Here is a 25,410-nt window from a genome sequence, read left to right as displayed (position 1 = left end):
CTATTGATGATCGTGAGTTCGGCTGATGCATAATCGAGGCGACGTAAGTCGATCGAAACCAAGGGGGGATCGTCCGCTTTCCTCGGGCGCCGGCCAGCAACAGACCGTCTGCTGCCGGCCACAACCTGCCGCTCATCACGCCGTGCTCGGACGATTGAGCCCGCCGCAAGGGATGACCAAATTTGCGCTCCCACATCGGTCGTTGTGTCGGTTGCTAACCAATTGAAGCCAGCCGTTCGCTCAGAAGGTGGTGATCACCGGATTTAGCGGCAGTCGAGACTCAGGCCGCCGAGATGACGGCGTCCAGCAATACCTTCACGGCCTGCACCGCTGGCCCCTCGACAAGCATCCCGCACTCGAGGTTCGCCATCTTCGAGCGCCTCAGCAGGTTTGCCGACCCGACGTATGCGGCGACACCGTCAGCCAGTACGATCTTGGCGTGGAAGGTCTCCTGGCTGATGTCGGCCCCGCCATAGGCGATGATCCGCGTCGCAGCGCGCTCCAGACGCCGTCCCGGGCTGCCGCACCTGCCGAGCTGCGCCGCGTCCCTGATCACAAGCGTGCGTTCGGCCGCGATCGTGCCTTCGAACATCTCCGCCGCCCAGTCTGAGCCGACCGAGTCGATGTATGGGACCATGATCGTGAGCCGCTCGCGGGCCAGCGAGGCGATGTGACGGAACGCATCGGTTGTGGGCGTGAGGGTGACGTAGTCACTCGCGATGTCTTTAGCCAATGCGGTCGCGAGCCTGCTTGGCTCGGGAGGCATCGTGACCACCAGCCTGGCCGTCGCCTTCGGCGAGATCAGGACCTCGCGTGTCACCCGGCGACTGCGGGATCGAGGAAGCCGACGAGGTCGGGGGCCGACCTGGGTTCCCATTCTGGTCCCCGCCCGCCCCTGAGCACGGCGCGCGACAGGAGAAGGTTTGACGCGATGCAACTCACCTCCGACACCATGACGCAGGCAGGGCAAGCTCCACCGCGCGCGTCGCACAGGCTGCCCGAGCCGCACCGCAGCGTCCGCGGGTCGATCGCCCGGCGGAGGAACTCGTCGGAATGATTGCGCCACATCGCGGATATGTTGCCGAGGTCCGGCGTCATCCCCTTGCGATAGATCACGAAGGCGAGGTCAGCCGGGAAGATGTGCTCGCCGATCGCGTCGCGATCGACGCCCGACGTGTCCGCGAGCGAATGCATCATCTGGTGCGACAGCGTGTGGAGGAGGAGATAGACGTACGCCGGGATGGTCCTCGGGTAGCCGCCCGTCCCCTCGCGGTCCTTGAAAATCTCGAGAAAAGGGCCAAAGTCCTCATAGCGCTCGAGGAACGCGCGCCCCAGCGCCTCGTCGGGCACGTTGCTGACCCCGTTGGCCTTCAGCCAGCGGATGACGCGCGCCTCGTCGAGCTTGAAGTAGAGCGCCTCGTTCCGCTGCTGCGTGACGTAGATCGGCCGCTTCGTCCCCTGGATGGGAAGTTGGTCAAAGGCCTTCAGGCGCACCGGCATGTCGATGCTCTGACCCTGGTATTCTCGCTTGTAGACCGGGGTCGAGGAGACGCGGGAATAGCCGAAGCTGAACTCGCAGATCGGCAGCCCCCGCACAACGACAAGGCGCTCGACGCCCAGGTGGGCGAGCAGGTTGCCGGTTGACGCCTGGTAGCGCGCCCTCCTCTCGGGATCGTTCACGACGTCGGTCAGCGTGATGTCGGGGTCCATCACATCGACGGCGGCGTGCCGCGCCATGGCCTCGTCAATGTGCTCGCGGGTGAAGGCGTCGTGCTGGACGGTCAGCCGGATCGGGTCGTAGCGACGGGTCCATTCCTCGCGCAGCGCGATCGCGCGCAGCACGCCTGGGCTGCCGAGGCGACCTCGGTCGACGATGCCGGTCGCGAACCAGCCCTCGCGCAATTCGGTCGCCTGGTCCCGGTAGTTGCGGGCGCGATCGAGCCGCCCGCTCTCGTCCGCGCGTTGAGCCATGGCCATGAAGCCGAGGTAATCGTCCCATTCCCCCGCATGGGCCGGAGACACCTCGAGTCTTTCCCTGATCTCGTCGTCGGTTGGTTCATCGAACGGAATGTTATGGATCTGCGCGAGTTTCGCGGTAAGCCCGCCGGTCCGCTGCGGCGTCATCAGGTCGACGACCGAACTGTCCTGGAACTCGATGAAGCTGGTGCGCTGGGGGTAGAAGGTGGAGTTTGCCCGGTATGATACCGGCAGCATGTCGACCTCGACGAACTGGAAGGTCCGGCCCCCGGCGAGCTGCTCGGCCTGCAGACGGGCGAGCACGTCGGGATCGGCCTTTTTTAGCGTGCGCGAATTGCCGCAGTCCTCGCAGACGTACTTCCATTCCGAGAAGACCGGCGCGGAGTTCAACAGCTTGAAGTGGTTCGACCCGCAGGTGCACATTCTGATCTGGCGCACCTCGCCGCTCTGCGCGTCATAGTTGAAGTTGAACGGGCTGAGCGGCTGGATGTCGCCCGACCAGTGCGCGTATACGACGTCGACCTGGGTCCAGCGCGCGTCGTGACCGTGGCACTTCTTCGGGAGCGGCTGCCTATATTGGTCGGCGACGCTCTCGTATTCGCGGACCGATCCACAGACGCCGCACCGGTAGAGCAGCGGATACGGGACGTATCCCACGCGGTCCGGTCCGGTCATCTGGAAGTCGGACCGTTCGACGTTCGCCTCGCCGGTGCGGGAGTTGAGGAACGGGGCATCGAGCACCAGTTCGGGCAGGGCGTCGGGGACCGCCTTCATCGCGCGTTCGCGCCAGTTGGTCACGAAGTCGCGCAAGTTCTCATAGATCAGCTCGATCGTCGTAGGCCTGAGTTCTTTGGTAATGTCGTTTGCGAGCGGGACCGTCCGGCAGATTCCCTTCCCGCCTTCCCACGTCATGAGCACGCCGGGCGCATACGAGCTGGCCAGCTGCACGCGCGAACGCGACATCGTGGGCGGTTCGAGGCGATCGGGCTCGTTGCGCCCGCCGCCGAACGCGGACGGCCTACGCCCACCGCCGCCGCTGCGCCAGTCCTTGGTGCCGCCCTTCACCTCAGCCATCGCTCCCTCCGTCGGCATCCAATTCCGAGGCGGTGCCCCGCTGAGTCCTGATGGCGCGCATGACCTCGGCCAACTGTCCCCGGTCGATATCGGTCGATCGGCTGCGCGCGAGGGGATCGCGAGCGGCAGCGACGATGTAGCCGGCCTCATCGACGTCGCGCAGCGACGTCATCGGCTTCTGGAACGCCGGGAAGTCGTCCCAATATTCCCGCAGGCTCGAGGTGGTGCCTCGGCTCGCGATGCTGCGCACGAATACGTCGACCTGCTTCTCGACGAGGGCGCGGTAGAAGTCGTCGTAGTGCGGCGCGCCGAGCTTTGACGCGCCCTTCCCGGTGTAGCCGCTGGCCCTCAACATGAAGTTGCCGATCGCCTCGCACAGGGCGACGTGGTTGAGGCGCGCGAGCGACGCGAGGCGGCTGATCTGGTCCATCTGGAGGACGTCCGGCTTCTTAGCGTCCTCCTGCCTGATGAACTCGCGGGCCTCGCGCAGCATCGTCCACGCCTGCACATACGACGCCATCGCGCGCTTAATCGCGTTCTCCGCCCAGCGCTCGACGGCGGGAGGCGCGATCATCCGCTCCAGGAAGCGGTGAAAGATATCGTGCGTCTCGACGACGTATCGGTCGCGCCGGTTCTGTGGCGTCGGCAGCAGCATCACAAACCCCACGTGGGTGCGGCCGACGCGGCTGGACGCCTGGATGTATTCGGCGATGTCGGACGGTAGGCCCGCGAAGAACATGCTGTTGAAGCGGTCGACGTCGACGCCGTGGCTGATCGCGGAGGTCGCCACGATGTTCCGGACGGTCGCACTGACGTCGGGATAGTCCTTGCCGTCGAACGAGGCCTCGGCCTCCTCCATCACGCGTTGAATGTCCTTCATGTCGATGCCGCCCGAGATCAGGCGGCTGGCGAAAGGCGAGTTCTCGCGGCCGAGGCGACGGTGCTGTTGCTCGACCGCGGCGCTGAGGGCGTCAATGATCTGATCGCCGCCCTTCTTGTTGGTCACATATGCGAGCGCGATCCGGTGCAGGTCCACCAGCGCCATGACCTCGTCCTGGCGGCCGTCCGCGACGGCACGGTCGATCGCCGCTCGGTGCCAGTCCCCCGCACGGCCGGGCGACACCGCCGCCCGGATCAACGCGATCGTCGCGGCGCGGCGGTCTTCGGCGAGCATGCCGTCCCACAGCGCCGTGACGATGCCGTGGAACGCCGCCAGCAGCCCGACTGTCGTGACCGTGTGCGTTGCGTCGTTCGTCATCAGCGACACGTAGAGGCGCATCCACGGCGCGGTCTGCTCGGGCGCCTGCGCGAACGGTAGCCGCTTCGCCAGCTCGACCCGCTCGGGGTTCGCGGCCGGCGGCGGTGCTGGCTCGGCGAAGAACGAGTGGTACAGGTCCGGACCCGGATAGGGGAAGCGCAGCGGGTGCCGTTGGTAAAGCGTCTCGAGCTGGCGTTCGGGTGCCGAGATCGTGGCGGTCGCCGCGATGACCTTCGGCATCCGGGGGGCGCCCCAGCCGTCGCCGGTCCACCGCCGGGCGATGGCCAGTCCGTCACCGCCCATGTCGGCGATCTCCTCGAACGCCGTGTCGAGTAGCGTGTCGAACAGGCCGCTGAACGTCCCAAGGCTCTCCTCCAGAAGGTGTGCCTCGTCTTGGATGATCAGCGACGGGAACGGATCGTGGAAGACCCGCTTCCCGCCCGCGTATGCGGGGTGGACGTTCGAGCTGTTGTCGTCGGCCGGGTCGCGGCGTAAGTCCTCGTCGCTCCGCGGCGTGGAGAGATTTCCCCATCTGTCAACGCGGCGGGCAAGACCAAACATGCCGAGCACCTTGGCAACCGTGCCGGTGTGCTGGCCTAGCATGGCCAGCTTGTCGACGGTGCCGAGCACTATCGCCGGTGCGCGGGCGTAGATGGCGTCGTCGGTCAGCAGGAACGGGAGGGACTGACGTCGGCCGTGCTCGCGATTCCACGCGCACTTGTCATTGAAGCACACGATGGTCGCGCGCCGCCCGGTCGGGCCTTCTTTCTCGTCGCGACGCAGACCCGTCGGCTCGCCGCACACCGGGCACTCCGGGATTTTGTCGAAGGCCTCGCGCGCCTCCGCGTATCGACGTCCGCGGGCGCGCTGGTCCTCATCGCCCGTCTCACCGTCTAGCGCGCTATCGTCGGGGAAGTCGGCATCGCTTGCGAGCGGGATCTCCGCGCGGAACGCGCCGTAGTGGTTTGGTGTGTTCTGGCTTCCCACCCAGAAGCCCATCTCGAACGGCCACCCGCCGACGTTCTGGCGACGGCGCACCATTTCGGCGCGCACGACCAGCTTGAGCAGGCGCTGCGCCTGTTGGAGGGTCAGGAGCCGCAGGGGATAGCGGATCATGGCGGTGACCCCGCGGTCCTTGCCGCGCAGGCGGTCCAGGAACATGGCGAACAGCAGCGTGCCGTAGAACGCCTCCGACTTGCCCCCGCCGGTCGGGAAGTAGAGCAGGCTCACGCCGTCCTCGTCGAGCATGGCGTCGTGGAATTCGCGCCACTCGGCCATGCGGGATGCAAACACTGGGATGTGGGCGAGCACGAACGCCATCTGGAATAGGCGCCAGCCTCGGCTCGTGTCGTGCGCATCGCGCAGCGCGAAGGTCTCGTTGGTGAGCGTCCATGCCATCCAGGGCGCGGCGCGTCGCGCGAGGTCGTCCCGGTCGTCCGGCGGGTTGCCGGCCAACTGGTCGCTGGCCTTCTTCGACGCGATCAGGATCTCGACGCCGCGCTCGATGTAACGCGCCTCGGCGCGCTGGGCGGCGATGTCCTTCCCCAGACGTGCCTTCTCGGCCGCCGCATCGTCGGGTGTCAGGCCCGCCGCGACGGTGTCGCGCAGCCGCTTCTCCTGGCCATCAATCCATTCGCTGTATGCGCGCGGCAGCTCGAGCAGTCGTTTCGCGTCGAAAGACCGATCCTTGAGGATCGCAAACTGAAAGGGGAGGTCGATATTTCGGGCAACGATGCGCGGCTGCGCAAAGCGAGGGGCGGCGGTGGTGCCCAGGGTGAGTTGGTCCCCGGCTTCGATCGCTTCGACCCCGCAGTTGAGCCCGATCGCCGGATAGTCGAGGTGGTCGCGGAATCGGTAGGAGGGCTCGACCCTATCGAGCCGGAGCGGCCGGTGCGCTGCAGTGGGAAGGGCGAGTGTCAGCCCGGCGCCGAAGACGGTGTTGCAGCGACCGCGCGCGTCCTGCGGCGTGGGCTCGAGTGACTGGTTATCGAGGACGACCCGCAGCGACAGCCGCGTGGGGTCTAGGAAGTCGACTTGGCGCTCGACCTTGAGGGCGATGCGGGAGAGATCGGGGACGACGCGCGTACGGTCGATGGGCCTGGCGGCTAGCGCCGCGACGGCCGCATTCCACCGGGCCTCGTCCAGCGTGTCGCCGGGTGAGACGTTGACGTCTCGCCATGCCTCGGCGGCACCTTCGCCGGCAGCCCAAGCCTCGAGCTGGGCCGCCACCGCCGCGGCGAGGCTGGAATTGTAGGTTACGAGCGCGGCGGCGAGGGCCGGCGACCCCATTGCGCTATCGAACTCAAAGGTCGGGAGGGAGAGGTCGAGCCGCCGCCACTTGCCCGGTATCGGCGCGGGATCCACGAGCGTCAGCGGCAGGTCCCGGCCTTCGCGGATGAGGCGTGAGATCGGCGCCGGCTGTTCCGTGGAGTCCCCGGTGTCGTCCCCGTTCCCCGCCGGGGGCTCTGCCGTCAGGGCAGGTTCGTCGGGCACGCCCGAAAGCAGCTTGATCCCGAATGCAGCGTAGGCCTTGACGCGCACGTCGGCGAGGATTTTGGCGCGCTCCGCACGGACCTTCGACCGGCGCGTCTCGTCCATCGCCTTCCAGTCGGGCCGATCGAGGTTGGCGGCCTTTAGGGCGGTCGCCCGGTCGGCGCGGATCGCAGCGTCGATCTGCTGCTGGATCCCCTTCTGCAGCTTGAAGTCGAAATCGAGCTGGCCACCGCCGCCAGTCAGGTCGCACCACTGCGGGATGACTCGCACGTATGCGGAGAACCGGGGCGTCGCGTGGATGGTGGCGGAGCCGTTCGCACCCACCACGAAGTCCATCCCGATCGCCGCGATGCGGATGTCGGTGGTCTCGTCGAGGGCGCCGCTGACGTCGAAGCGCGGGAGCAGCTGGCCGGCGAATATTCCGCGTCGGGGCGAACCGCCGTAGATCGTCCGCCCTCGCTCGTCGGTGCCGCTCACGCGTTCGACGAGCGCGTTCACCAGCGCATCACAGACCGCTTCCTTGAGCTCGACGTCGATCCCAGAAAGCTTCGCGTGCGACAGACCCTTCATAATGCCTCGATACTCCGTGTGTCGGCTACGGTCGCGACGTGTTCCTCGGCCATTGCGCGAAGCGCCCTGATGTCGGCGCTGCGGTCGCGGTTGCTAGCGAGCGCCGCATGGGGATCAGTGAGGATGCCACGGAAGGCGTCGTGGAAGACGTTCCCCGCGCGCATCCGGTGGGAACGCTGGGCGACTACGGCCCAAAGCCAAAAGCTCTCGGCCAGCTTCTGTCCGATCCCGAGCGCCTCAGTGAACCGCATGAAGGTGTCCCGGTCCTGCGGGGCATGCGGTACGACCTCGTGGAGCGGCTTGTCGATCTCGTCCCGCAGATCGATCCAGTATCTGGCGCGCTCGATAGGTACGGCCGGCTGGCCCATCCGCGCCACCAAAACTCGGAGCCGTCCACTAGTGGATTCCTCGGGTATCGCGGCGAACCGCTTCGCCACCTGACTGTGATATTCGCGGATCTCCTCGGCCGCGGTTGCGCGGATGTTCACGAGCGACCGGGCACGTTCGATGAACCCAGCGCCGATCACGCAGACCTCATCGCCACGTTTGATCTGTGACGCGGGTCGCTCTACGAAGGTGGTCGTCGCCGCGCCGTCATCCCGCAGAACCATGCCGGTTGACGATCGGGCGATAACGCGTTGCCCGTTGCCGAGCTTTATTTCGACGAGCCGGCGTTCGCCCCGGCCACCGCCGGTGAGGTCGACCACCGAACCGGTCGGGAACTCGACGTCCTCGGACGGCGCCTCGGCATCCAGCTGCACCGTGTGGCGGCCGATCCCCGCTACGCGGCTGTTTGCCTTCTGGGCGAACGTCCGCAGCCGCGCCGCAAGCGCGTCGACGCCGATCTCGTCGGCGAGGCGGGAGGCGTCGCGGGCGGCGAACGCCAGCGTATCTGCATCGGCTAGGAACACCACCTGCTCGGGTAGCCAGGGTTCCGCCAGCGTGGCCAGTATCGTCGACGTCGTGGGCGCGACGAAGATGGCGCGCTTGAACTGGTTGCGAGCGGAAGGGGGCGCGTCGGCGACGATGTCGAGCGCGCGTGCGCCGCCAAAGCGTATTACGCCGCTTTCGATCCGCTCGGCGAGCTTGGGGTGCGACGGTCCCAGCCTGTCCACGGCGAACTCGGCGATCATGTCGGATCGGAACACGAAGACGGAGCGGGAGCTCGACCGCAGCGCGGGCTGCATGGCATCCTCGATCAGCGTTGCCATCGGCGTCGCCTGCTCGAGCGTTCGCATCACGGCCCTGGTTTCAGCCGCCACTCCCTTCTCGGCATCGGCCTGGCTCGCGAGGCTGGTGGGGTCGGTCAAAGTGCTGATGTCGGCGGTCGCGCGGTATGTTGCGAGGCGGTCGTCGGCGATGGCGGCCGACGTCTCGCGCTCGATGAAGCGGCTTAGTTCGGCGATCGAGCCGGGTAGGCTCGCCGACCGGCGGACGGTCCCCATCAGGTTGCGAGCGGTCGCGGCGCCGGCGGGATCCCCCATATCGGCTAGGCGGTTGGCGAGTTCGCGCAGGTGCTCGATGTTGCTGTCGACGTCGCCGTAGAACCCATCGACCGCGATGGAGGAGGCGCCCTCGAACGGCGGCGTGCGCTGGCCCACGTCCTGGAGAATACCGGTGGTCGGGCAGTAGATGACGCTGCCCGGCGCGGGGATGACCTTGCCCTTCTTACCGGGCTGCTTAGTTCCGAGCACGTCGAAGCGGACCGCGCGATACGACCAGGGGTCGTCGACGACGGCGAGGATACCAGCAGAGGGGTGGATTTCGCGCATGCACGTGGCCATCTCCCCGGCTCGGCGCACCCAGTCCCAACCGAGACGGTCACGCCCGTTTCGAGATAGGTCGAGGATGAGCAGGTCGAGCGGGCGCTCAATTGCGCGCAGCTCGACGCCGAGCCGGTCGTCACGCCGGACTGTGAACATGTAGTATGCGGCCTTAGCGGGATCGTCGGCCTCGCCCGATCGCGTCTGCCGGCCGATGTCGGTCTTGGTGCGCGTGCGCCACAAGACGGAGCTGTTGGCGGGGCGGTCGCCGCGCGCCGGACCGTGGGGGATGATCTCGTCGAGGATGGGGTGCTCGAACTCGGCGTAGTCGCGTCCGTCGGACGCGCGGCCGCTCAGTCTGCGGACACGCGCCAGGACTTGGTGCAGGTCCTTCGCCGCATCACCGCCGCTGCCGAGATACCGGGCGACGTGCTCAAAGTTGGTCCGGCCCAAGTCGTGTCGATCGACCTGTACCTGCCTCGCCTGGGCATGAGAGCTTCGCGCGTATGGGAACACCATCGCTCGCACCTCGTCGGCACGTTCCCTGCTGACGATGTCGATGCCCTGCACCCGCACGCTGGCACGGGCCGCACTGCCGATCGCGCCGATCGCGAGCAGCGAGACGATCGCCGATGGCGACACCTTCGAAGGTGGCCATGGCATCACGACTCTGACGTCACCCCGACCGGCGATCTCGGCGGCCGACCGGACCAGCGTCGCATAGGTCGGCGTTAGCTCTGCCACCTCAGCTTCACCGAGCCGATGGAGCGGTTGGGACGCGATGGCAGCCATATAGCCTTCGACGTCCCGCGACGGCAGCTCCGGCTCGCACGGGGGCGGCGCAACGGCGTTGGCCGCCCGCCTCGCCGCCGCTTCGGCCAGCTTGGCGGTGAGCGCCTGGCGTCGGTCGAGCATCGCCTTCCGCGCCTGGTCCCGGTCCTGCTGGGTCGCGCCCGGCGGGCGGTGGTAGGGTCGGCTGCCGGCCATCAGGCGTCAGCCAGCTCGGGTTGACGGTAGGCGGCCAGAGCCGCGGCTTCGGCGTCGCCATCCGTGTCGGCGAGCGCCGAGGCGAATGCGGCCGGCGTCGGTAGGTCGAGCTGGCGCAGGAGGGTGACAGAAACGGCAGCGGTGCCGGACACCCGCCGGTAGCGCTGATCGACGGCGGCGGTGTTGAGGAGGGCGATCGCGATCCGCAATTTATCCGGATCGTCCGCAGTGAGGACGATCGTGTGGTTCTCGGTCACAAACCCGCCCCATTTCTCGACGACCGCCGGATCGACCATCGCGGCCACAAGGCGACGTGGCTGCTTGTCGTTGGTCGTCCGCTGCATGACGGCCGCGGCGGTCTTAATGATTGCGGTGCTGTCGTAGTCGAAGGTGACGAAGTCGGTCTTCCTGTTCTTCTTGCCGGCCGGCCTGCAGTCCTCGTTCAGGCGCACGTTCTTGGCCCAGATGAGCGGATAGCCGCGCTGACGACGCTCCAGCTTGTCGACCAGCCGGTCCTTCTCTCGGTTCCAGACGAAATAGCCGGCGCGCGCCGCGACCCCATAGTCGGCGAGCGTCGCACCGCCGATGTCGCGCGGGTCCGCTGCGGGCAGCGGCCAGGCGTCGCCGGCTTCCTGCGGCAACGACTGTTCGACCGCCTCCTTGGTCATCGCCGTGTTTCCCACGATCGGGAACGACACCATCGCTCCGCGGGGGTGCGGCTTGCCTTTGCGCGCGACCAAGACGCTGATGTCCTGCGCCACGTCGACGAACACGCCGTCGCGGCCGGCGATCGAGGCGATGTTCAGGACCACGCCCTGCGAGCGGATGAATGCGCGCATGCGGTCGTAGAGCGGACCCGCCCGAAAGCTCGATGGGATGACGAGCGCGACGACGCCGCCTGGCTTGGCGTGGCGGAAGCACAGCTCGGTGAACAGCGCGTATTTGTTGACGTGTCCGCTGTGCGCGACGCGCTTCCAGGCGTGGCCGTGGACGTCGTCGAGCGACATCCGGCCGTATGGGGGATTCGCGATGACCAGTCCGTATGACTCGGGGATCGGATAGCGCAGGGCGTCCCCCGTCACGATCACCTCGCGCGGCAGAGGCACGCCGAGCCGCTCGGCGATTAGACGGCGGGAAAGCGCCGCGAGGCCCTCATCGATCTCGATCCCGTTGAGGCGGTGCGCAACCTCGCGCGGGGGCAGTTCTGCGATCGACATGCGCCCGGCAAGCGTAGACAGGAATGCGGCGCCGCCGGCGGCGGGGTCCAATACGTCGTCCTTGTCGAGGTCGAAACCGGCCCCTATCGCCATATCGACGACCGCGTCGGCCACGGCGGGCGGCGTAAAGTATGTCGCCTGGGAGCGCCGCACCTTGTTAGGCAGCATCAGGGTGTAGAGCGTTCCGACCCAGTAGTGCCTTTCGTCCATTGGCAACGCGTGTAGGGCCCGTCGGAATCCATTGAGGCGTTCGTCGGCGCCGACGTCAGAAAGCAGATCGAGGCACGCGTCGACCCGCGCCTGCGCGGTCTGGTCAGGTTCGGCCAGGTGTTTGGCAGCCGAACGGGCATGGGCGAGCAGCGTTGACTTTGACACCACGCCCCTCATCTCCAGTCGCCCCCCCTATCGATCAGCTTGCCCGACGGTGGTGTTAGATTGCACCGCCTCGTCGACCAAACGACGTTAATTCGGCGTAAATGTCCAGATTAGATTTGTGGGGACAAGGCGACATTAGCTGACCCGTAGAACTTGCGAGAGTACTGGATGGAGGTCCGCTTGGTCGGGCCGTGGGGATGGCGCCAAAATGCTGCAGGACGTAGTGGTTGTCTCGCGTGATCCACATTGTTGCTAATAAGATGGGCTTTGCAAGAAGGCCGAAACGCGATGCTCAGTAACGAAATCAAAGAACTTATATTGAGTTGAGGATCCGCATCAATGCGGCATATTCGGACTTGTCAATGAAGTGCGCGCCTGTGTGCAGCGTCTTAACTCTTGAGCCGTCATTCGTGAGGCCGAAGTGGCGGAGAGCGTCGCTGTCCTGAAGCTTATTCCGTAGCCTCACCAAATCTTGTCTGTCATCCCCGTTGCACTCTCTTTTGTCTTTCGACTCCACACGGGGAACAGGATTGGACAGCAGTTCATCGATGTCCAATCCGGGGAGGTGCAATTCGATTGCCTTCTGCAAGATGCGAAGCTTCTTCTGGGCCACCAAACCTTCATCGATGAAGAAGCGCATATCCTGCTTGCCTTCCGGCGTGGGGATGCCGCCGATAATCTCTTCGATGCGGCGGCTCTTCGATGTTGAACTCGGCTTCGGCTTGGAGTCGCGGGCTTCTTGTCGGGCCCGGAAGTATCTGTTCAAGTACGGAGTCCGGCGGATGGTTTCTTCTCTAGGGCCCGTCCACTCTGTCTCCAGAACGCCCTTCCGCTGATCCTGTAATTCCCGAAGCCGAATGTAGGCATCGATCGCAGGTGACGTGACGCGATGGCGACCCGGGCGCAGCTTTTCCTCGTGGGATCGGAGCCGACGCGCAAGCGCTGCTGCCTCGCCGCTCTCGATCGCATCGCAGGCCTCGACCAAGCGGGCCAAAGAGGCGAGCGGCGAAAGGTTTCGCTCGAACGCGTTCGCCTCGTCCACAGATTGCTGGAGAACCGCGGTGAGCCTGGCATCTGTTGCAGCTTTCTCGTGGTCACGCAGAAAGTTCAGGTAGTCGATGCGAGTGCGGCCCATAGTAGCCTTCATGCTGCACGGCTTTCGATTTGGGGTGATCCGGCGTTGTTATCCAGTACCGTTTCCAAGACTCGCTCGAGTTCCGGGATTTCTTTCAAAAGCAGCGAGCCGTCCAATATCGCCTGAAGCTTATCGGGCGAGGTCGAGTGTGAGATAAGGAGTTCGCCAAATCTGTTGAGCGCTTTTCTCGCTAAGTGGGGATCAAGGGAGTAGAAATAGTGTGACGCATTGTTTGCGTGCGCAATGCGGTACAGAGCATTGTCGCGGTATAGGGTTGCCTCGGACGGAAGATCAACTTGTCCTTGGACAACGTCAGCATCCTGTACGATGCGCTGAGCCAACTCAAATTGATGCACTTCTCGGAACCCGGTGCTGACAGCAGCCATATCAATATCGTCAGCGATCGTCGGGAGATTGTCTTTGACATGAGACTGCGCGCCCGCTCGCAGTTTTGCCTCGGCTAACTTGATTGTGCGAAGTTCAAGGCACCATTCTTCGAACAGTTGATCTCGCAGCAATAGCTCGCTCTCTACGGCGCCGCGAAGGTGTCGAACGGGCTTGCCGGCGTCCTCCTCCTCTTCAATTTGTCGATTGAGTTCGGCCTCCTTTTGCATCGAACTCTTAATTTCCCACATGAGCGTGTTTGCTCTTTGAACCAAGCCGTTGAGGAACGTCGGGCCTGTAATGCGGTACCGACACCCTGAACACGCTCTGGGTCGCCATACCGGCTTGTATCTGCCTGTTAGGTAGCTCTTGCCACCCGTTTCACAGCTGCCTCCCGGGCAAATACCATGGGAGAACACGTCTACCGCATTGCGGCTTTCGCGATGTTGCTGGAGCAGCTCAGCACCCGCGAAGTCTTCTTCCGATCGCAATGTGACACTCTCGGCGACCAGCAGAACATGTTCATCGTCCGAGATCAGCTCGTCTTCTTTAAGTCCCGCCTTTCTGCGCTCCATCAAGGATTGAAGAGCGCTATGAACCTTGTGGTTGGTTACATCATGATAATACCACGTCATTATGGGGGACTTATGCCCTACAAGCATCTGCACGACAGATACCGGGACACCATTGTCTAGCAGGGTTGTTACCACGAGTACGCGCAGGCTGTGGATGTCGAAGCGCGGCTTTCCCTCGGCGTCTAGCAGGGGATAATGGTAGCCGAGCGCGCGATCTACGAGCGGCTGGCAGCGTTCGAGCAGTGACCTCCAGTACGAGCGGATACGCTCGATTGTTATCGGATGACCAAGTTGGTTGATGGGATCTCTAAGTAGTGGATACGAGTCCCCCTTCGCTTTTCGGTAGGCCGACTCGAAGCCAGGATCGCGTTCGATTTTGACCGGCGCACTGAGGGGATTCCATTTTGATTGGAAAGCGATCAGCTCCCTCACCGGTTCTATGACGTCCTCGTGGACCCAAGGTACCTCATGGGGGCCGCTCTTCCCTGAGTTGACCCACATTCCGATTTCCTTGGAGCGCGTCGCTCCCATTAGGTCACAGAGGCGGAAGAAGCCTTGTTGCCGACCTTTTGTGGCAATGGTGTTCGGATTAGGGACGTACGACTTACGTTCGAAATCGATAACTTCTTCATCACCTTCGCCACTGTCCAACCATCGCGCCTGAAGCCCTCTCATGCCCGTATGAAGAATAAGGTGGATGGCAGTGGGGGCACCCGGGAAAAAGACGCTCTCCATCATGCCGGTTTCGGGGTTCCGGATATCGCGCCAGCAATGTTTATGTTTGGTGCCCAGGCTTTTGGCGAATGCCATGCCATCCCGGATGTTTTCAGCGGCAATAATCTCGGCCACTTGCGTATTCATAGCGGATCTAGAGGTGCGTGCATTGCGCACCCTCGTTTCGAACGGCGTATCCGTTAAGGCTATGGGGTTAGTGAGTTCTGTCTGGTAACCCTCCTTCAGGGACGCCAGGGCCCAGGCCTGTTGCAATGTACTGATCGCAGAACCAGCGCTGCTGCGACTTCCCGTGGTGTAATTTTCAATCAGGAACTTACGAAAACAGAATAGGTTAGGGGCCCCGCCAGAGTTAATGTGATGCCGTGCCACCTCCTTGAGAGATTTAGGTGGATTGTTGATCCCAGCCAGATAGAGAAGCCAAATATCGAGTGAAGCGACCTTTGACTCTACTCCTTCCACTTGAAAGAGCGGAAGAAGCTCTTCAAGTTGCTTGGCCCAATCCAGCATCCATTCGGGGAAGCGGTCTACAGTATCTCCGTAAATCCTCGTGTAGGTCGCGAGATTCTTGGTGTTTGGGTGGCGAACCCAGTCGAAAGGTCTGCCTTTTTTGACAAGCCGTTTTCCTAGTACGAACGCATGGCTATCTAGGTGGACGTTCGGCGCAACGTTGAAATGCTCCCGTTGAGCATCCCATATTCGGTTTACCGCCCACGATCGGTGTTCGCCGGACTTCAGGTCCTTAGTTAGACAAAGGCGCTTGTACCCGATGAGAGGGCCAGCGCGTAGGCCGCCGGCTCTCCAGATATCCGAAGACCAAGCAAGCTCGGTCGCGATGCCTACGACCAAGGCCCCATTCGACTTCCCTTTCTCGTTGGCTAAATAGTCAAGCAACAGCCCATCGCAGAACGCCCACATGGATTTCGGAAATGAAATCCTCATCTGTATCGGCCTCATCCACACAGGGAAGGCGTCGACCACGCAACTGCAGTAATCTAAAGGCAGAAGCCAAACACCTTCACGAGCAAGATAAGCTGCGAACCACATAGCCGCGTACCGGCGGCCTTCTGCTTGGCGGCCGGCGCCCAACCCAACTTCTGCGTTGGCGGCCGCGCTCTCTGCGATTTCTTGTAGGGCGGCTTCTGCCGATGTGTGCTCAAGTAACAGTTCTTCGATTTCTGCCTGGCCGAACTGCGCGCTCTGATTGAGGCGGATGACCTCGTCGAAATTACATCCTGGATATAAAAGCGCGGCGAAGAAGCCCTGCTGGTCTTTGAAAGGGAGGTTATTGAGGTAATTGGCAGATCCCTCGGGGCCTCTGAATTTCGAGGTGCCGCACTCGCGCTCACTTAACAGGCCAGCGTCCACGATCGCCCGAAGCGTTGCGCCTTGACGAATTCGAGTAAGGCCTTTGCTCTCCGTCTGCGCTTTAGGCATGAGGCCCCACGCATTGTCGCCTCGCAGGACATTGCTGCCCTTGTTATAGCCTAGGAGCCCATAGCGTTTTACAACTTCGCTGTGGGGCATCGACCATAGTGAAAGAAGCCCCTCCCGCAACTCGTCGAGGAACGCAGACCAGTGTTGCCGCAATTGATGCATGGTTGGGAGGGCCGTGATGGCCGCTGTCGCACCGATGTTCAGATGGACGTCGGGATCATTGTTATATGCTTCCAGCTTGCCGTCGATTGCAGGTACTACAATCACAATTTGGCCTCCCAAGATGTCTTTTTACTTAGAAGCTCATGAACCGCTCTCGCCGTTTTGCCATAGTCTTCTTGGCTCGCTTCTGATCGATGGCGCAGCGCAATCTGAATGAATTGCTTCGGCAGTTCCAGATCATCAAGCTGTCGCTTGTAAGCATGACGGAGGCCATGGATTCGACGTCCTGAAATTGAAGGTTCCAGCCCTACTCGCGTACACGCCCGGACGAAGGCTTCTCGCGCTTTTGTATAAGCGATGGGCTCACCAAATCCGGACCCTCTGTTGAGATTCACGAATAAGTAAGGATGATAGCGGCTTGTGTTGTGCTTTGAATGGAAGTGTCGAAGCTCAGCATAACATTCCGCAAACGCATGGGCCTGTCGATAGTCGGACCAGAAAACTTCGGAAAACAGCATTTTGCGGTCCATCATCAGCGGATTCTTCCACCCAACTTTCCTATAGCCATGTTGGTGGTTGCGCGGCCTAAGGCCATACTTGTCATGTAGATAGCGAAGGCGCGTCGGACCTTTTCGGGAGAAATCCCCTGTATACGTCGACTCTGAGGGATGGGCGATCACGACAAAAAGCTGGCCTCGATTAGCGCCCGTTAGGTGCTCGAACGTCGAGGCTGGAAGCACATCGCACTGCCACATGTGGAGCATTTCGGAAATTCGAGGGCCACCGAAAGCGCCCAGGGTCCAGATCGCTCGGTAAACCGGATTCGGCTCTTTCTCGATGATCAACTCAGCTTCCGTCAGCTCGATAGTTCGGTCGAGAGAAAGCGTGGAGCCCGTGCCCGCTTCATCTCGGACGCCGAGGTCCGGCATTGCATAACCGGTGCCGTAAAGTGCGTTCCAGCGGGCGCGGCTCGCCGCTAAGTGACTGAAGAAGCCACTGTTCGTAGCAGAGGAAGCAACTTTGATCTGGTTATAGAATAGCTCAGCGATATCGCGGGTTAGGAAGCCCTCGTCGGCCCACGCGTCGGTCTTATACAGAAACTCAAGATACCGGGCGATGCTGCGGAATTCGGCTCGAACGCTGGTGTAGCTGACGGGCTGCCAGGCAAGGGCGCGCCACGCTGGGTTGCTCGTAGTTCCATGATACCGGGCGTCCAGATAGCTTCCGATAAAGGTGGACCGATCGTCAGTGGGCAGCGGGTCATCACGCCATGCGATCCGCCGAAAGTCGTGCAGTCGGCCCAATATTCGGAGATCGTCGACTACCCCTTTCTGATTGCGTTCCAAGAATCGAGAGCGGGCCCACTTGAGAGCGCCTCGGTGGATCGCCACCATTCCCCGCGCATCTTCAACAAATAGGACCGGGCAGATGCCTAAACCCTTCGCAAGGGGGACGCGCTGAACGACATGATATGGACCAGCGCCGAGTTCGCCCAGTTCATCGCACCCACTCTCGTGCCACTCGCTCATTCTACCACTGTATGAGATGAAGGTTAATAATTGCGCAAGTGATAGGGCGGGGTCCGGTCCGGTTGGCTGGAAGCCCCTTTCCATCAGGGGCTTTCTGTTTGCCTTGAAATTCGAGATGGGATAGCTGCGCAGCTTATCGAGGAAAACCGTCGAAACCGAGCAGGAAGGTTACCCACAGGTACCTCCCGCCGCCCGCTACGCCAGCGTGGGTGGCGCGCTCCACGGGCGGCGGGTCCCTCCTATGGATAACCTTCGCTGAAGAGGTCGGGGTGCAGTCATGTCACGTTTCGAGCAGGGGTTGTTTCGGCTATGACACCAAGACGATGCGTGCCATAGTGCGGCTCCGCAAGATGGAAAACCACGTCCGTCAGGAAGCCGACGCCTTGCTCGAAACCTACCGGCAGGCGCTCGGCCTCGACTAAGAGGGAAAAACGAACGATGATCATCACGACCACCACGTCCGTCGAAGGCCGTCCGGCGACCGCCTATCTTGGCGTCGTCACCGGCGAAGTTATCGTCGGCGCGAACATCTTCAAGGATCTGTTCGCCGGCATCCGCGACATCGTGGGCGGCCGCGCGGGCGCCTATGAAAGCACCCTTCGCGATGCTCGGCAGGAGGCGTTTGCCGAACTTGAGGCCGAGGCCAAACGGCTCGGCGCGGATGCGGTGGTGGGCGTCGATATCGATTATGAAGTGCTGGGTAATCAGGGCTCGATGCTGATGGTGACGGTTTCCGGCACCGCCGTGAAGCTCGGCTGAGACACAAGGGACGCCAATGGCAGGCCATAGTAAATTCAAAAATATCATGCACCGGAAGGGCGCTCAGGATAAGAAGCGCTCGGCCATGTTTTCCAAGCTCAGCCGCGAAATCACCGTCGCGGCGAAGATGGGGACGCCCGATCCGGACATGAACCCGCGCCTGCGCGCCGCGATTCAGGCGGCCAAGGCCCAGTCGATGCCGAAGGACAATATCCAGCGCGCGATCGATAAATCCTCAACCGGCGATGGCGATAATTATGAGGAAATCCGCTACGAAGGATTCGGCCCGGGCGGCGTGTCCCTGATCGTTGAAGCGCTGACCGACAATCGCAACCGCACCGCCACCAATGTCCGCACCATTTTCTCGAAAAATGGCGGCAATCTGGGCGCTAGCGGTTCGGTGAGCCACGGCTTCGACCGCCTCGGCCTCATCTCCTACCCAGCCTCGGCGGGCGATGCCGACGCCGTGTTCGAAGCCGCGATCGAAGCGGGCGCGGAAGACGTGTCCTCGACCGAGGAAGGCCACGAAATCTGGACCGCGCAGGAAAACCTCCACGAAGTCGCCAAGGCGCTCGAACAGCCCCTGGGCGAAGCTGAAAGCACCAAGCTCGCCTGGCGCCCGCAAACGCCGGTCGAGGTGGGCGAAGCGGAAGCCGGAACCCTGCTGAAACTCATCGACGCCCTCGACGACGACGACGACGTCCAGACCGTCTGGGGCAATTACGAAGTCTCCGACGCGGTGATGGAGATACTGGGCTGATCCTGATCGGTCTCGATCCGGGCCTTGGCTGCACCGGCTGGGGCGTGATTGCGGCCGAGGGCAATCGCCTCAGCCATATCGCGAACGGCCAGATCCGCACCGATGCATCGCGCGCCCTGCCGGAGCGGCTGGTGAAGCTCGCAGGGGAGCTTGGTGACGTGCTCGCCCAATATCGCCCCGCCGCCGCCGCGGTCGAGGAAGTGTTCGTCAACGAAAACCCGCAATCGACGCTAAAGCTCGGGCAGGCGCGGGGCGTCGTTTTGCTGTGCGCGGCCCAGAACGGCATCGCGGTGGGCGAATATGCCGCGCGGCTGGTCAAGAAAGCGGTGGTCGGCACGGGCGCCGCTGCCAAGCAACAGGTTCACGCCATGGTATCGATGCTCCTTCCCGGCGCGAAAATCGCTGGCGCGGATGCGGCGGACGCGCTTGCGGTCGCGATCACCCACGCGCACCTCCTCGCCAGCAACCGGGCGCTTAAGGGACATGCCGCATGATCGCCAAATTGCGTGGCCTGCTGGATAGTTTCTCCGCCGATCATGCGGTGATCGACGTGAACGGCGTCGGCTATCTCGTCCTCGCCTCCTCCCGAACGATCTCCGCTCTCGGCGCGATCGGCAACGATGTGACGGTCCACACCGAAATGCAGGTGTCGCAGGACGATATCCGCCTGATCGGCTTCGCGACGAGCGAGGAACGGGACTGGTTTCGATTGCTCACCTCGGTGCAGGGTGTCGGCTCTCGCGTCGCGCTCGGCATATTGTCGGCGCTCACTGGCGATGAACTCCACCGCGCCATCGCGAGCGGCGACAAGGCGATGGTCGCGCGGGCACAAGGTGTGGGGCCCAAGCTTGCCCAACGCATCGTCAACGAACTGAAGGACAAAGCCGGCGGCGTGGTCCTCGGGTCTGGGGGAAGCCCGGTGTCGATTGTGCCCGCCGGAAATCATTCCGCCGATGCCGTTTCCGCTTTGCTTAACCTGGGCTTCCGTCCTGCCGATGCCTCGGTGGCAGTGGCGCAGGCGGAGGTGGAGCTTGGGGCCGATGCGAGCTTCGACGCGCTGGTCCGCGTGGCTCTCAAGAAATCTGCGCGATGAACGTGTCTCGACTTCGCTCGACACGAAAGGCTAAGCTCCCTCTCTCCACCGTTCGCTTCGAGCGAAGTCGAGAAGCGTGAGCATGACTGAACCCGACCGCATCATCACCGGCGAGCGTCGTCCCGAGGACGTGGATGCGGCGCTGCGTCCAAAGACGCTCGACGATTTTGTCGGGCAGCAGGCGGCGCGGGAGAACCTTCGCGTGTTCATCGATGCCGCCCGCGCACGCGGCGATGCGCTCGACCATGTGCTCTTCTTCGGTCCGCCGGGTCTCGGCAAGACGACGCTCGCGCAGATCATCGCGCGGGAGATGGGCGTGGGCTTCCGGGCGACGTCCGGGCCGGTCATCGCCAAATCCGGCGATCTCGCGGCCCTCCTCACCAATCTGGAAGATGGCGACGTTCTCTTCATTGACGAGATTCACCGGCTCAATCCGGCGGTCGAGGAGGTGCTTTATCCAGCGATGGAGGATCGCGCGCTCGATCTGATGATCGGCGAGGGGCCGTCCGCCCGCTCTGTGAGGATCGATCTTCCCAAATTTACCCTGGTGGGCGCGACGACGCGGCAGGGGCTGCTCACCACGCCGCTTCGCGACCGCTTCGGTATTCCGGTGCGGCTCAATTTCTACACGGTCGAGGAATTGGAAAAGGTCGTGCGCCGCGCCGCCGGCCTGCTCGGCCTCGCTATTGCGGGAGATGGCGCCACCGAAGTCGCCCGCCGTTCGCGCGGCACGCCGCGCATCGCCGGACGCCTGCTCCGCCGCGTCCGCGATTTCGCACAGGCGGCCGGCGCTGCGACCGTCGATGCGAAGGTTGCCGACGCGTCGCTCAACCGGATGGAGGTGGACGCGCTTGGCCTCGATGCGATGGATCGGCGCTACCTGCACATGATCGCCGACATTTACAAAGGCGGCCCGGTCGGCGTCGAAACGCTGGCGGCGGGCCTGTCCGAACCGCGCGACACGATCGAGGAAGTGATCGAACCCTATCTGATCCAGCTCGGCCTTGTCGCGCGCACCGCGCGGGGGCGCTGCCTCAATGGCCGGGCATGGACGCATCTCGGTATCACACCGCCGCCGAGCAGCGGTCAATCCGGTCTATTCGACTCTTAAGAGCAACGGTTCACCGCTAGCGTCTTTGAGCGCATCCCCCCATGGGTAAGAGGTTTGCCGGAGGTGGGCATGAACGAGAAAGATCTGGCGACGCCCTATCAGGGCGCCTTCGTGGGCAAGACCCACCACTTTGCCTTGCGCGTCTATTTCGAGGATACGGACACCGCAGGCATCGTCTATTACGCCAATTATCTGCGCTTCATGGAGCGTGCGCGATCCGACATGCTACGCTGCGTCGGCATCGATCAACGCGCGGCGCTCGATAGTGGCGAGGGCGTCTATGCGGTGGCTGAAGCTCATATCAAATATCGGAGCCCCGCCAAACTCGACGACAATTTGCGTATCCTGAGCGAGGTGCGGGAGGTACGCGCGGCAAGCTGCGTCATTCATCAAAGGGTCATGCGCGGCGATGAATTGCTGGCGGAAGCGAATGTGACGGCTGCGTTCCTAAGTCCGGAGGGCCGTCCGAAACGCCAGCCGCGCGCATGGGTTGAAACATTCGAACGGTTGAGAGGGGAAGAATAGTGGCGGTTGATATGGCGGCGCATATGTCGCCGGTTGCGTTGTTCATGCAGGCGGACCTCGTCGTGAAGACCGTGATGATCGGCCTCACTTTGGCCAGCATCTGGACCTGGGCGATCATCATCGGCCACACGATGAAGCTGCGCCGGATCAATCGCGACAATGAGCGGTTCGAGAAGGATTTCTGGGGCGTCGAAGATATCGACCGCTTTCACGAAAAGCGGGGGGCTGAGGATTTGCCCGCCGCCAAGGTCTTTTCCGCCGGCATCACCGAATGGCGTCGCTCAACTAAGGGCCCGCGCGTCGACAAGGACGGCACGCGTGCCCGGCTGATGAGCGCGATGCACAGCGCGGCGGGCGAGGAAGTGGACCGGCTCGCCGACCGCCTCAACATTCTCGCGACGATCGGATCGGTCGCGCCCTTCGTCGGCCTGTTCGGCACGGTGTGGGGGATCATGCGCAGCTTCACCGACATTGCGGGCGCGAATAACACGAGCCTCGCGGTCGTGGCACCGGGCATTGCGGAGGCTTTGTTCGCCACCGCAATCGGCCTGTTCGCGGCCATCCCCGCCGTCATCGCCTATAATCGCATGACACATGGCATCAACCGGATCGAGGCGCGGTTGCTGCGTTTCGCCGACGGTTTTCACGGCACCTTGTCCCGTGAGCTGGAGACGGAAAGGTGATCATGCCCTCCACCCTCACCGTTCGCCCTGAGCCTGTCGAAGGGCTGCTCTTTCTGGGCACCGAAGCGGAAGAAAGTGCAGGGCTTCGACAGGCTCAGCCCGAACGGATTTGTGGCGGAGGGGGGGTCTAATGGCCATGGGACCGATCGCAGGGCCCGGCCGTCGGGGCCGTCGCACCGCGATGGCGGAGATCAACGTGACGCCGCTCGTCGACGTCATGCTGGTTCTGCTCATCATCTTCATGGTGACGGCGCCTTTGCTCGTCACCGGCGTTCCGGTCGACCTTCCCGAAAGCAAGGCGGGCGCATTGGATCAGGAGCAGGAGCCGGTTCAGATCACGCTCGATTCCACCGGCGGCGTCTTCATTGGCGATGAGCAGGTTGACCCCAGCCAGCTCGCCACCCGCCTCGGCACCATCGCTCAGTCGGCGACCGAAGAAGGTGGCCCGCGCATCTTCCTGCGCGCCGACAGCAGCCTCGATTACGGCCGCGTCATGCAGGTGATGGGCGAACTCAACCAGGTCGGCCTGCGCAAGGTTGCCCTGGTCAGCACGCAGGGGAGCGAAACCCCCTGATGGATCGCGCGGAGGCAACCGGGCTTGGTATTGCGGTGGTAGGGCATGGCGCCCTGCTCGCCGTGCTGACCCTCGGCCTTGCCAATGCCGTTGTGCTGCCGACGATGAATCCGCCGATGGACGTTTCCTTCGTCGATGAGGTCGGCCTTCAATCCGCCGCGCCCGATCCTGCGACCGAAGCGCCGATGGCGAGCATCGCGCCGGAAACCGGATCGCCCGAGGAAGCGGCGCCCAAGGCGATCGAGGCGCCGCCAGAGCCGACGCCCACGGTACAGCCTAAAGCCCTTCCCAAAGCGAAGTCAGAACCCGCCCCGTCCAAGACGGCGACGAAACCCGCGCCGCCCAAGGCCCTGCCCAAGGCCGCGACCAGCAATGCCAAGGCCAATAGCGGCAAGGGCAAGGCGGAGAAGACGAAGGGCTCGCGCCTCGGCAGCGATTTCCTCAAAGGCCTTGGCGACGATACCAAGTCCAAATCCAACAAGGCGACCGGCGCGGTAATGAGCGCGCAAGCGGCGTCGAGCATTGGATCGCTTATTAAAAGGCAGGTTCAGCCCTGCGCCGACCGGCAGGGAACGCCGGGGCCGGGCGCCGAACGGATTACGGTCACGATCAAGCTGCGCCTCAATCGGGATGGCTCGCTCGCGGCCCGCCCCGTGAGCACGGGAACGAGCGGCGTGGACGACCAGAACCGGCGTTATGAGAAACGGGTGGAAGAACTCGCCATCGCGGCCTTCGTTGGCTGCTCGCCCTTGCGTGGCCTTCCGGACGAACTTTACGATGTCCCCAGGGGCTGGAGCAATTTCACCCTGCGGTACAAGCCTTCTTGATTTGAGGATGATTATGAAAATCTCGGCCCCCATGCTTCCTCTCACCGCTTTGGCCCTGATCGGCGCGGCGGCCGCAGGCGCGCAGGTTCCGGCGCCCGTCCAGCAGCCCCAAGCGCAGGCGCCCGCTGAGTCCGAAGAACTCGTCGTCGATGTCGAGGGCGGCATTTCCGCCCCCATGCCGATCGCCGTCCCCTACATGCCGACCCCGGCCTCGGTTTCGACGCAGGCGGGCGAGACCGGCGCGCTCGGGCGGCAGGTGGCGGAGATCGTCGCGAGCGATTTGCGTAACAGCGGCATCTTCACGCCGCGCGGGCCCGCCGGCCTTCCGGCGATCAGCTATCCGCAGGTGACCGCGCCCGATTTCGGCTATTGGGGCGGCACGGGCTCGCAGGCGCTGGTGCAGGGCTTCGTCCAAGCCAATGCCAATGGCACACTCACCGTCGGCTGCTACCTCTACGACGTCTATGCCAAGAAGGAGCTGACGCGGCAGGGTTATGTGGTGGAGCCGCGTGACTGGCGCCGCGCCGCGCATAAATGCGCCGACGCCGTCTATTCGCGCCTGTCCGGCGAAAGCCCGTTCTTCGACAGCCGCATCGCTTATATCGCCGAAAGTGGGCCCAAGGATAATCGCGTGAAGCGCCTCGCCATCATGGATAGCGACGGCGCCAATCACCGCTTCCTCACCAACGGCCAGTCGACCGTTCTCACCCCGCGCTTCTCGCCGGATTACAAGCAGATCGTTTACTTGAGCTACGTCGACAAGCGTCCGCGCATCTATGTCTATGACATTGGCAGCGGTCGTCAGCGCGTGGTGACGGAAAGCACGAACCAGACTTTCGCGCCGCGCTTCTCGCCCGACGGCAAGTGGATCCTCTATTCCATGTCGGTGAACGGCAATACCGACATCTATCGCGTGTCGGCCAATGGCGGTCAGCCGGTGCGGCTCACCAACACGCCGGGCATCGACACGGGCGGCAGCTATTCGCCGGACGGCACAAAGATCGTCTTCGAAAGCGATCGCTCGGGCGGCCAACAGCTCTATGTGATGAACGCCGATGGCTCCGACCAGCGCCGCATCAGCTTTGGCGGCGGCCGCTATGCGACGCCGGAATGGAGCCCGCGCGGCGACCTCATCGCGTTCACCAAGATGGCGGGCAATTTCCGCATCGGCGTGATGAGCCCGTCCGGCGGCGGCGAGCGCCTGCTTACCAACAGCTGGCAGGACGAGGCGCCGACCTGGTCGCCCAACGGCCGCATCATTCAGTTTTTCCGCTCGAGCCAGGGCCGCAGCGGAAAATCCACCGTGTGGCAGGTCGATCTGACCGGAAGCCACGAACGCCAGATCCCGACGCCGCTCGACGGATCGGATCCGGCCTGGGGGCCGTTGCTCCCGTAATGTTGAAGGAGAAA

18 protein-coding genes and 1 pseudogene are annotated in these 25,410 nt (G+C 63.4%); 11 read left to right on the top strand and 8 right to left on the bottom strand.

The window, feature by feature from the left end; translation table 11 throughout:
• Nucleotides 1-280: 280 nt before the first annotated feature.
• The 8 genes from C7I56_RS10920 to C7I56_RS10885 all read right to left on the bottom strand — a co-directional run bounded on the left by C7I56_RS10920 (nucleotide 281) and on the right by C7I56_RS10885 (nucleotide 17,668).
• Nucleotides 281-820, bottom strand: a complete 540-nt coding sequence (locus tag C7I56_RS10920; RefSeq protein ID WP_106640615.1) for a phospholipase D-like domain-containing protein — start codon at nucleotides 818-820, stop codon at nucleotides 281-283.
• Complete coding sequence (locus C7I56_RS10915; RefSeq protein WP_199792385.1) at nucleotides 817-3,051, bottom strand: hypothetical protein; 2,235 nt, start codon at nucleotides 3,049-3,051, stop codon at nucleotides 817-819. The genes C7I56_RS10920 and C7I56_RS10915 overlap by 4 nt, the downstream gene beginning before the upstream one ends.
• A complete protein-coding gene (locus C7I56_RS10910; RefSeq protein ID WP_106640613.1) occupies nucleotides 3,044-7,372 on the bottom strand; it encodes a DEAD/DEAH box helicase family protein in 4,329 nt (1,442 codons plus the stop codon). The genes C7I56_RS10915 and C7I56_RS10910 overlap by 8 nt, the downstream gene beginning before the upstream one ends.
• Nucleotides 7,369-10,122, bottom strand: coding sequence for a hypothetical protein (locus C7I56_RS10905; protein ID WP_106640612.1), 2,754 nt, complete (start codon nucleotides 10,120-10,122; stop codon nucleotides 7,369-7,371). Before C7I56_RS10905 ends, C7I56_RS10910 begins: the two co-directional genes overlap by 4 nt.
• The gene (locus C7I56_RS10900) at nucleotides 10,122-11,726 is read right to left on the bottom strand and encodes an HsdM family class I SAM-dependent methyltransferase (RefSeq protein ID WP_106640611.1); all 1,605 of its coding nucleotides are present in this window, start codon (nucleotides 11,724-11,726) and stop codon (nucleotides 10,122-10,124) included. Before C7I56_RS10900 ends, C7I56_RS10905 begins: the two co-directional genes overlap by 1 nt.
• A 301-nt stretch (nucleotides 11,727-12,027) precedes the next feature.
• Nucleotides 12,028-12,861: a hypothetical protein gene (locus tag C7I56_RS10895; protein ID WP_106640610.1), complete on the bottom strand. Its 834-nt coding sequence runs from the start codon at nucleotides 12,859-12,861 to the stop codon at nucleotides 12,028-12,030.
• The gene (locus C7I56_RS10890; RefSeq protein WP_106640609.1) at nucleotides 12,858-16,244 is read right to left on the bottom strand and encodes a VPA1269 family protein; all 3,387 of its coding nucleotides are present in this window, start codon (nucleotides 16,242-16,244) and stop codon (nucleotides 12,858-12,860) included. The genes C7I56_RS10895 and C7I56_RS10890 overlap by 4 nt, the downstream gene beginning before the upstream one ends.
• Nucleotides 16,241-17,668, bottom strand: a complete 1,428-nt coding sequence (locus tag C7I56_RS10885) for a site-specific integrase (protein WP_158703102.1) — start codon at nucleotides 17,666-17,668, stop codon at nucleotides 16,241-16,243. The genes C7I56_RS10890 and C7I56_RS10885 overlap by 4 nt, the downstream gene beginning before the upstream one ends.
• Before the next feature lie 305 nt (nucleotides 17,669-17,973).
• Here C7I56_RS10885 and C7I56_RS12825 point away from each other — a divergent pair.
• The 11 genes and pseudogenes from C7I56_RS12825 to tolB form a co-directional block, all read left to right on the top strand.
• Nucleotides 17,974-18,090, top strand: a pseudogene (locus tag C7I56_RS12825) (GapR family DNA-binding domain-containing protein); the annotation flags it as partial.
• A 16-nt stretch (nucleotides 18,091-18,106) separates the two neighbouring features.
• Nucleotides 18,107-18,427: a heavy metal-binding domain-containing protein gene (locus C7I56_RS10875; protein WP_106640606.1), complete on the top strand. Its 321-nt coding sequence runs from the start codon at nucleotides 18,107-18,109 to the stop codon at nucleotides 18,425-18,427.
• 16 nt (nucleotides 18,428-18,443) lie between these two features.
• Nucleotides 18,444-19,187 (top strand): YebC/PmpR family DNA-binding transcriptional regulator, encoded by a 744-nt coding sequence (locus C7I56_RS10870; RefSeq protein WP_106640605.1) that lies wholly within the window; start codon nucleotides 18,444-18,446, stop codon nucleotides 19,185-19,187.
• On the top strand, nucleotides 19,184-19,681 hold the full coding sequence (ruvC, locus tag C7I56_RS10865; RefSeq protein WP_106640604.1) for a crossover junction endodeoxyribonuclease RuvC: 498 nt from the start codon (nucleotides 19,184-19,186) through the stop codon (nucleotides 19,679-19,681). The genes C7I56_RS10870 and ruvC overlap by 4 nt, the downstream gene beginning before the upstream one ends.
• The gene (gene ruvA, locus C7I56_RS10860; RefSeq protein WP_106640603.1) at nucleotides 19,678-20,280 is read left to right on the top strand and encodes a Holliday junction branch migration protein RuvA; all 603 of its coding nucleotides are present in this window, start codon (nucleotides 19,678-19,680) and stop codon (nucleotides 20,278-20,280) included. Before ruvC ends, ruvA begins: the two co-directional genes overlap by 4 nt.
• A gap of 82 nt (nucleotides 20,281-20,362) precedes the next feature.
• On the top strand, nucleotides 20,363-21,391 hold the full coding sequence (gene ruvB, locus C7I56_RS10855) for a Holliday junction branch migration DNA helicase RuvB (protein ID WP_106640602.1): 1,029 nt from the start codon (nucleotides 20,363-20,365) through the stop codon (nucleotides 21,389-21,391).
• A gap of 69 nt (nucleotides 21,392-21,460) precedes the next feature.
• A complete protein-coding gene (gene ybgC / locus C7I56_RS10850; protein ID WP_106640601.1) occupies nucleotides 21,461-21,916 on the top strand; it encodes a tol-pal system-associated acyl-CoA thioesterase in 456 nt (151 codons plus the stop codon).
• Nucleotides 21,917-21,927: 11 nt separating this feature from the next.
• Complete coding sequence (gene tolQ, locus C7I56_RS10845) at nucleotides 21,928-22,599, top strand: protein TolQ (protein WP_106640724.1); 672 nt, start codon at nucleotides 21,928-21,930, stop codon at nucleotides 22,597-22,599.
• A gap of 130 nt (nucleotides 22,600-22,729) precedes the next feature.
• A complete protein-coding gene (gene tolR, locus C7I56_RS10840) occupies nucleotides 22,730-23,173 on the top strand; it encodes a protein TolR (RefSeq protein WP_106640600.1) in 444 nt (147 codons plus the stop codon).
• A complete protein-coding gene (locus C7I56_RS10835) occupies nucleotides 23,173-24,000 on the top strand; it encodes a cell envelope integrity TolA family protein (RefSeq protein ID WP_106640599.1) in 828 nt (275 codons plus the stop codon). Before tolR ends, C7I56_RS10835 begins: the two co-directional genes overlap by 1 nt.
• A 13-nt stretch (nucleotides 24,001-24,013) precedes the next feature.
• Nucleotides 24,014-25,396, top strand: a complete 1,383-nt coding sequence (gene tolB / locus C7I56_RS10830; protein ID WP_199792384.1) for a Tol-Pal system beta propeller repeat protein TolB — start codon at nucleotides 24,014-24,016, stop codon at nucleotides 25,394-25,396.
• The last annotated feature ends 14 nt before the right edge of the window (nucleotides 25,397-25,410 follow it).

It is taken from the genome of Allosphingosinicella vermicomposti (assembly GCF_003012815.1).
In the GTDB taxonomy this organism is placed as follows: domain Bacteria; phylum Pseudomonadota; class Alphaproteobacteria; order Sphingomonadales; family Sphingomonadaceae; genus Allosphingosinicella; species Allosphingosinicella vermicomposti.
The sequence above is the reverse complement of the archived record's forward strand: the minus strand, read 5'-3'. Positions and strand labels throughout refer to the sequence as shown.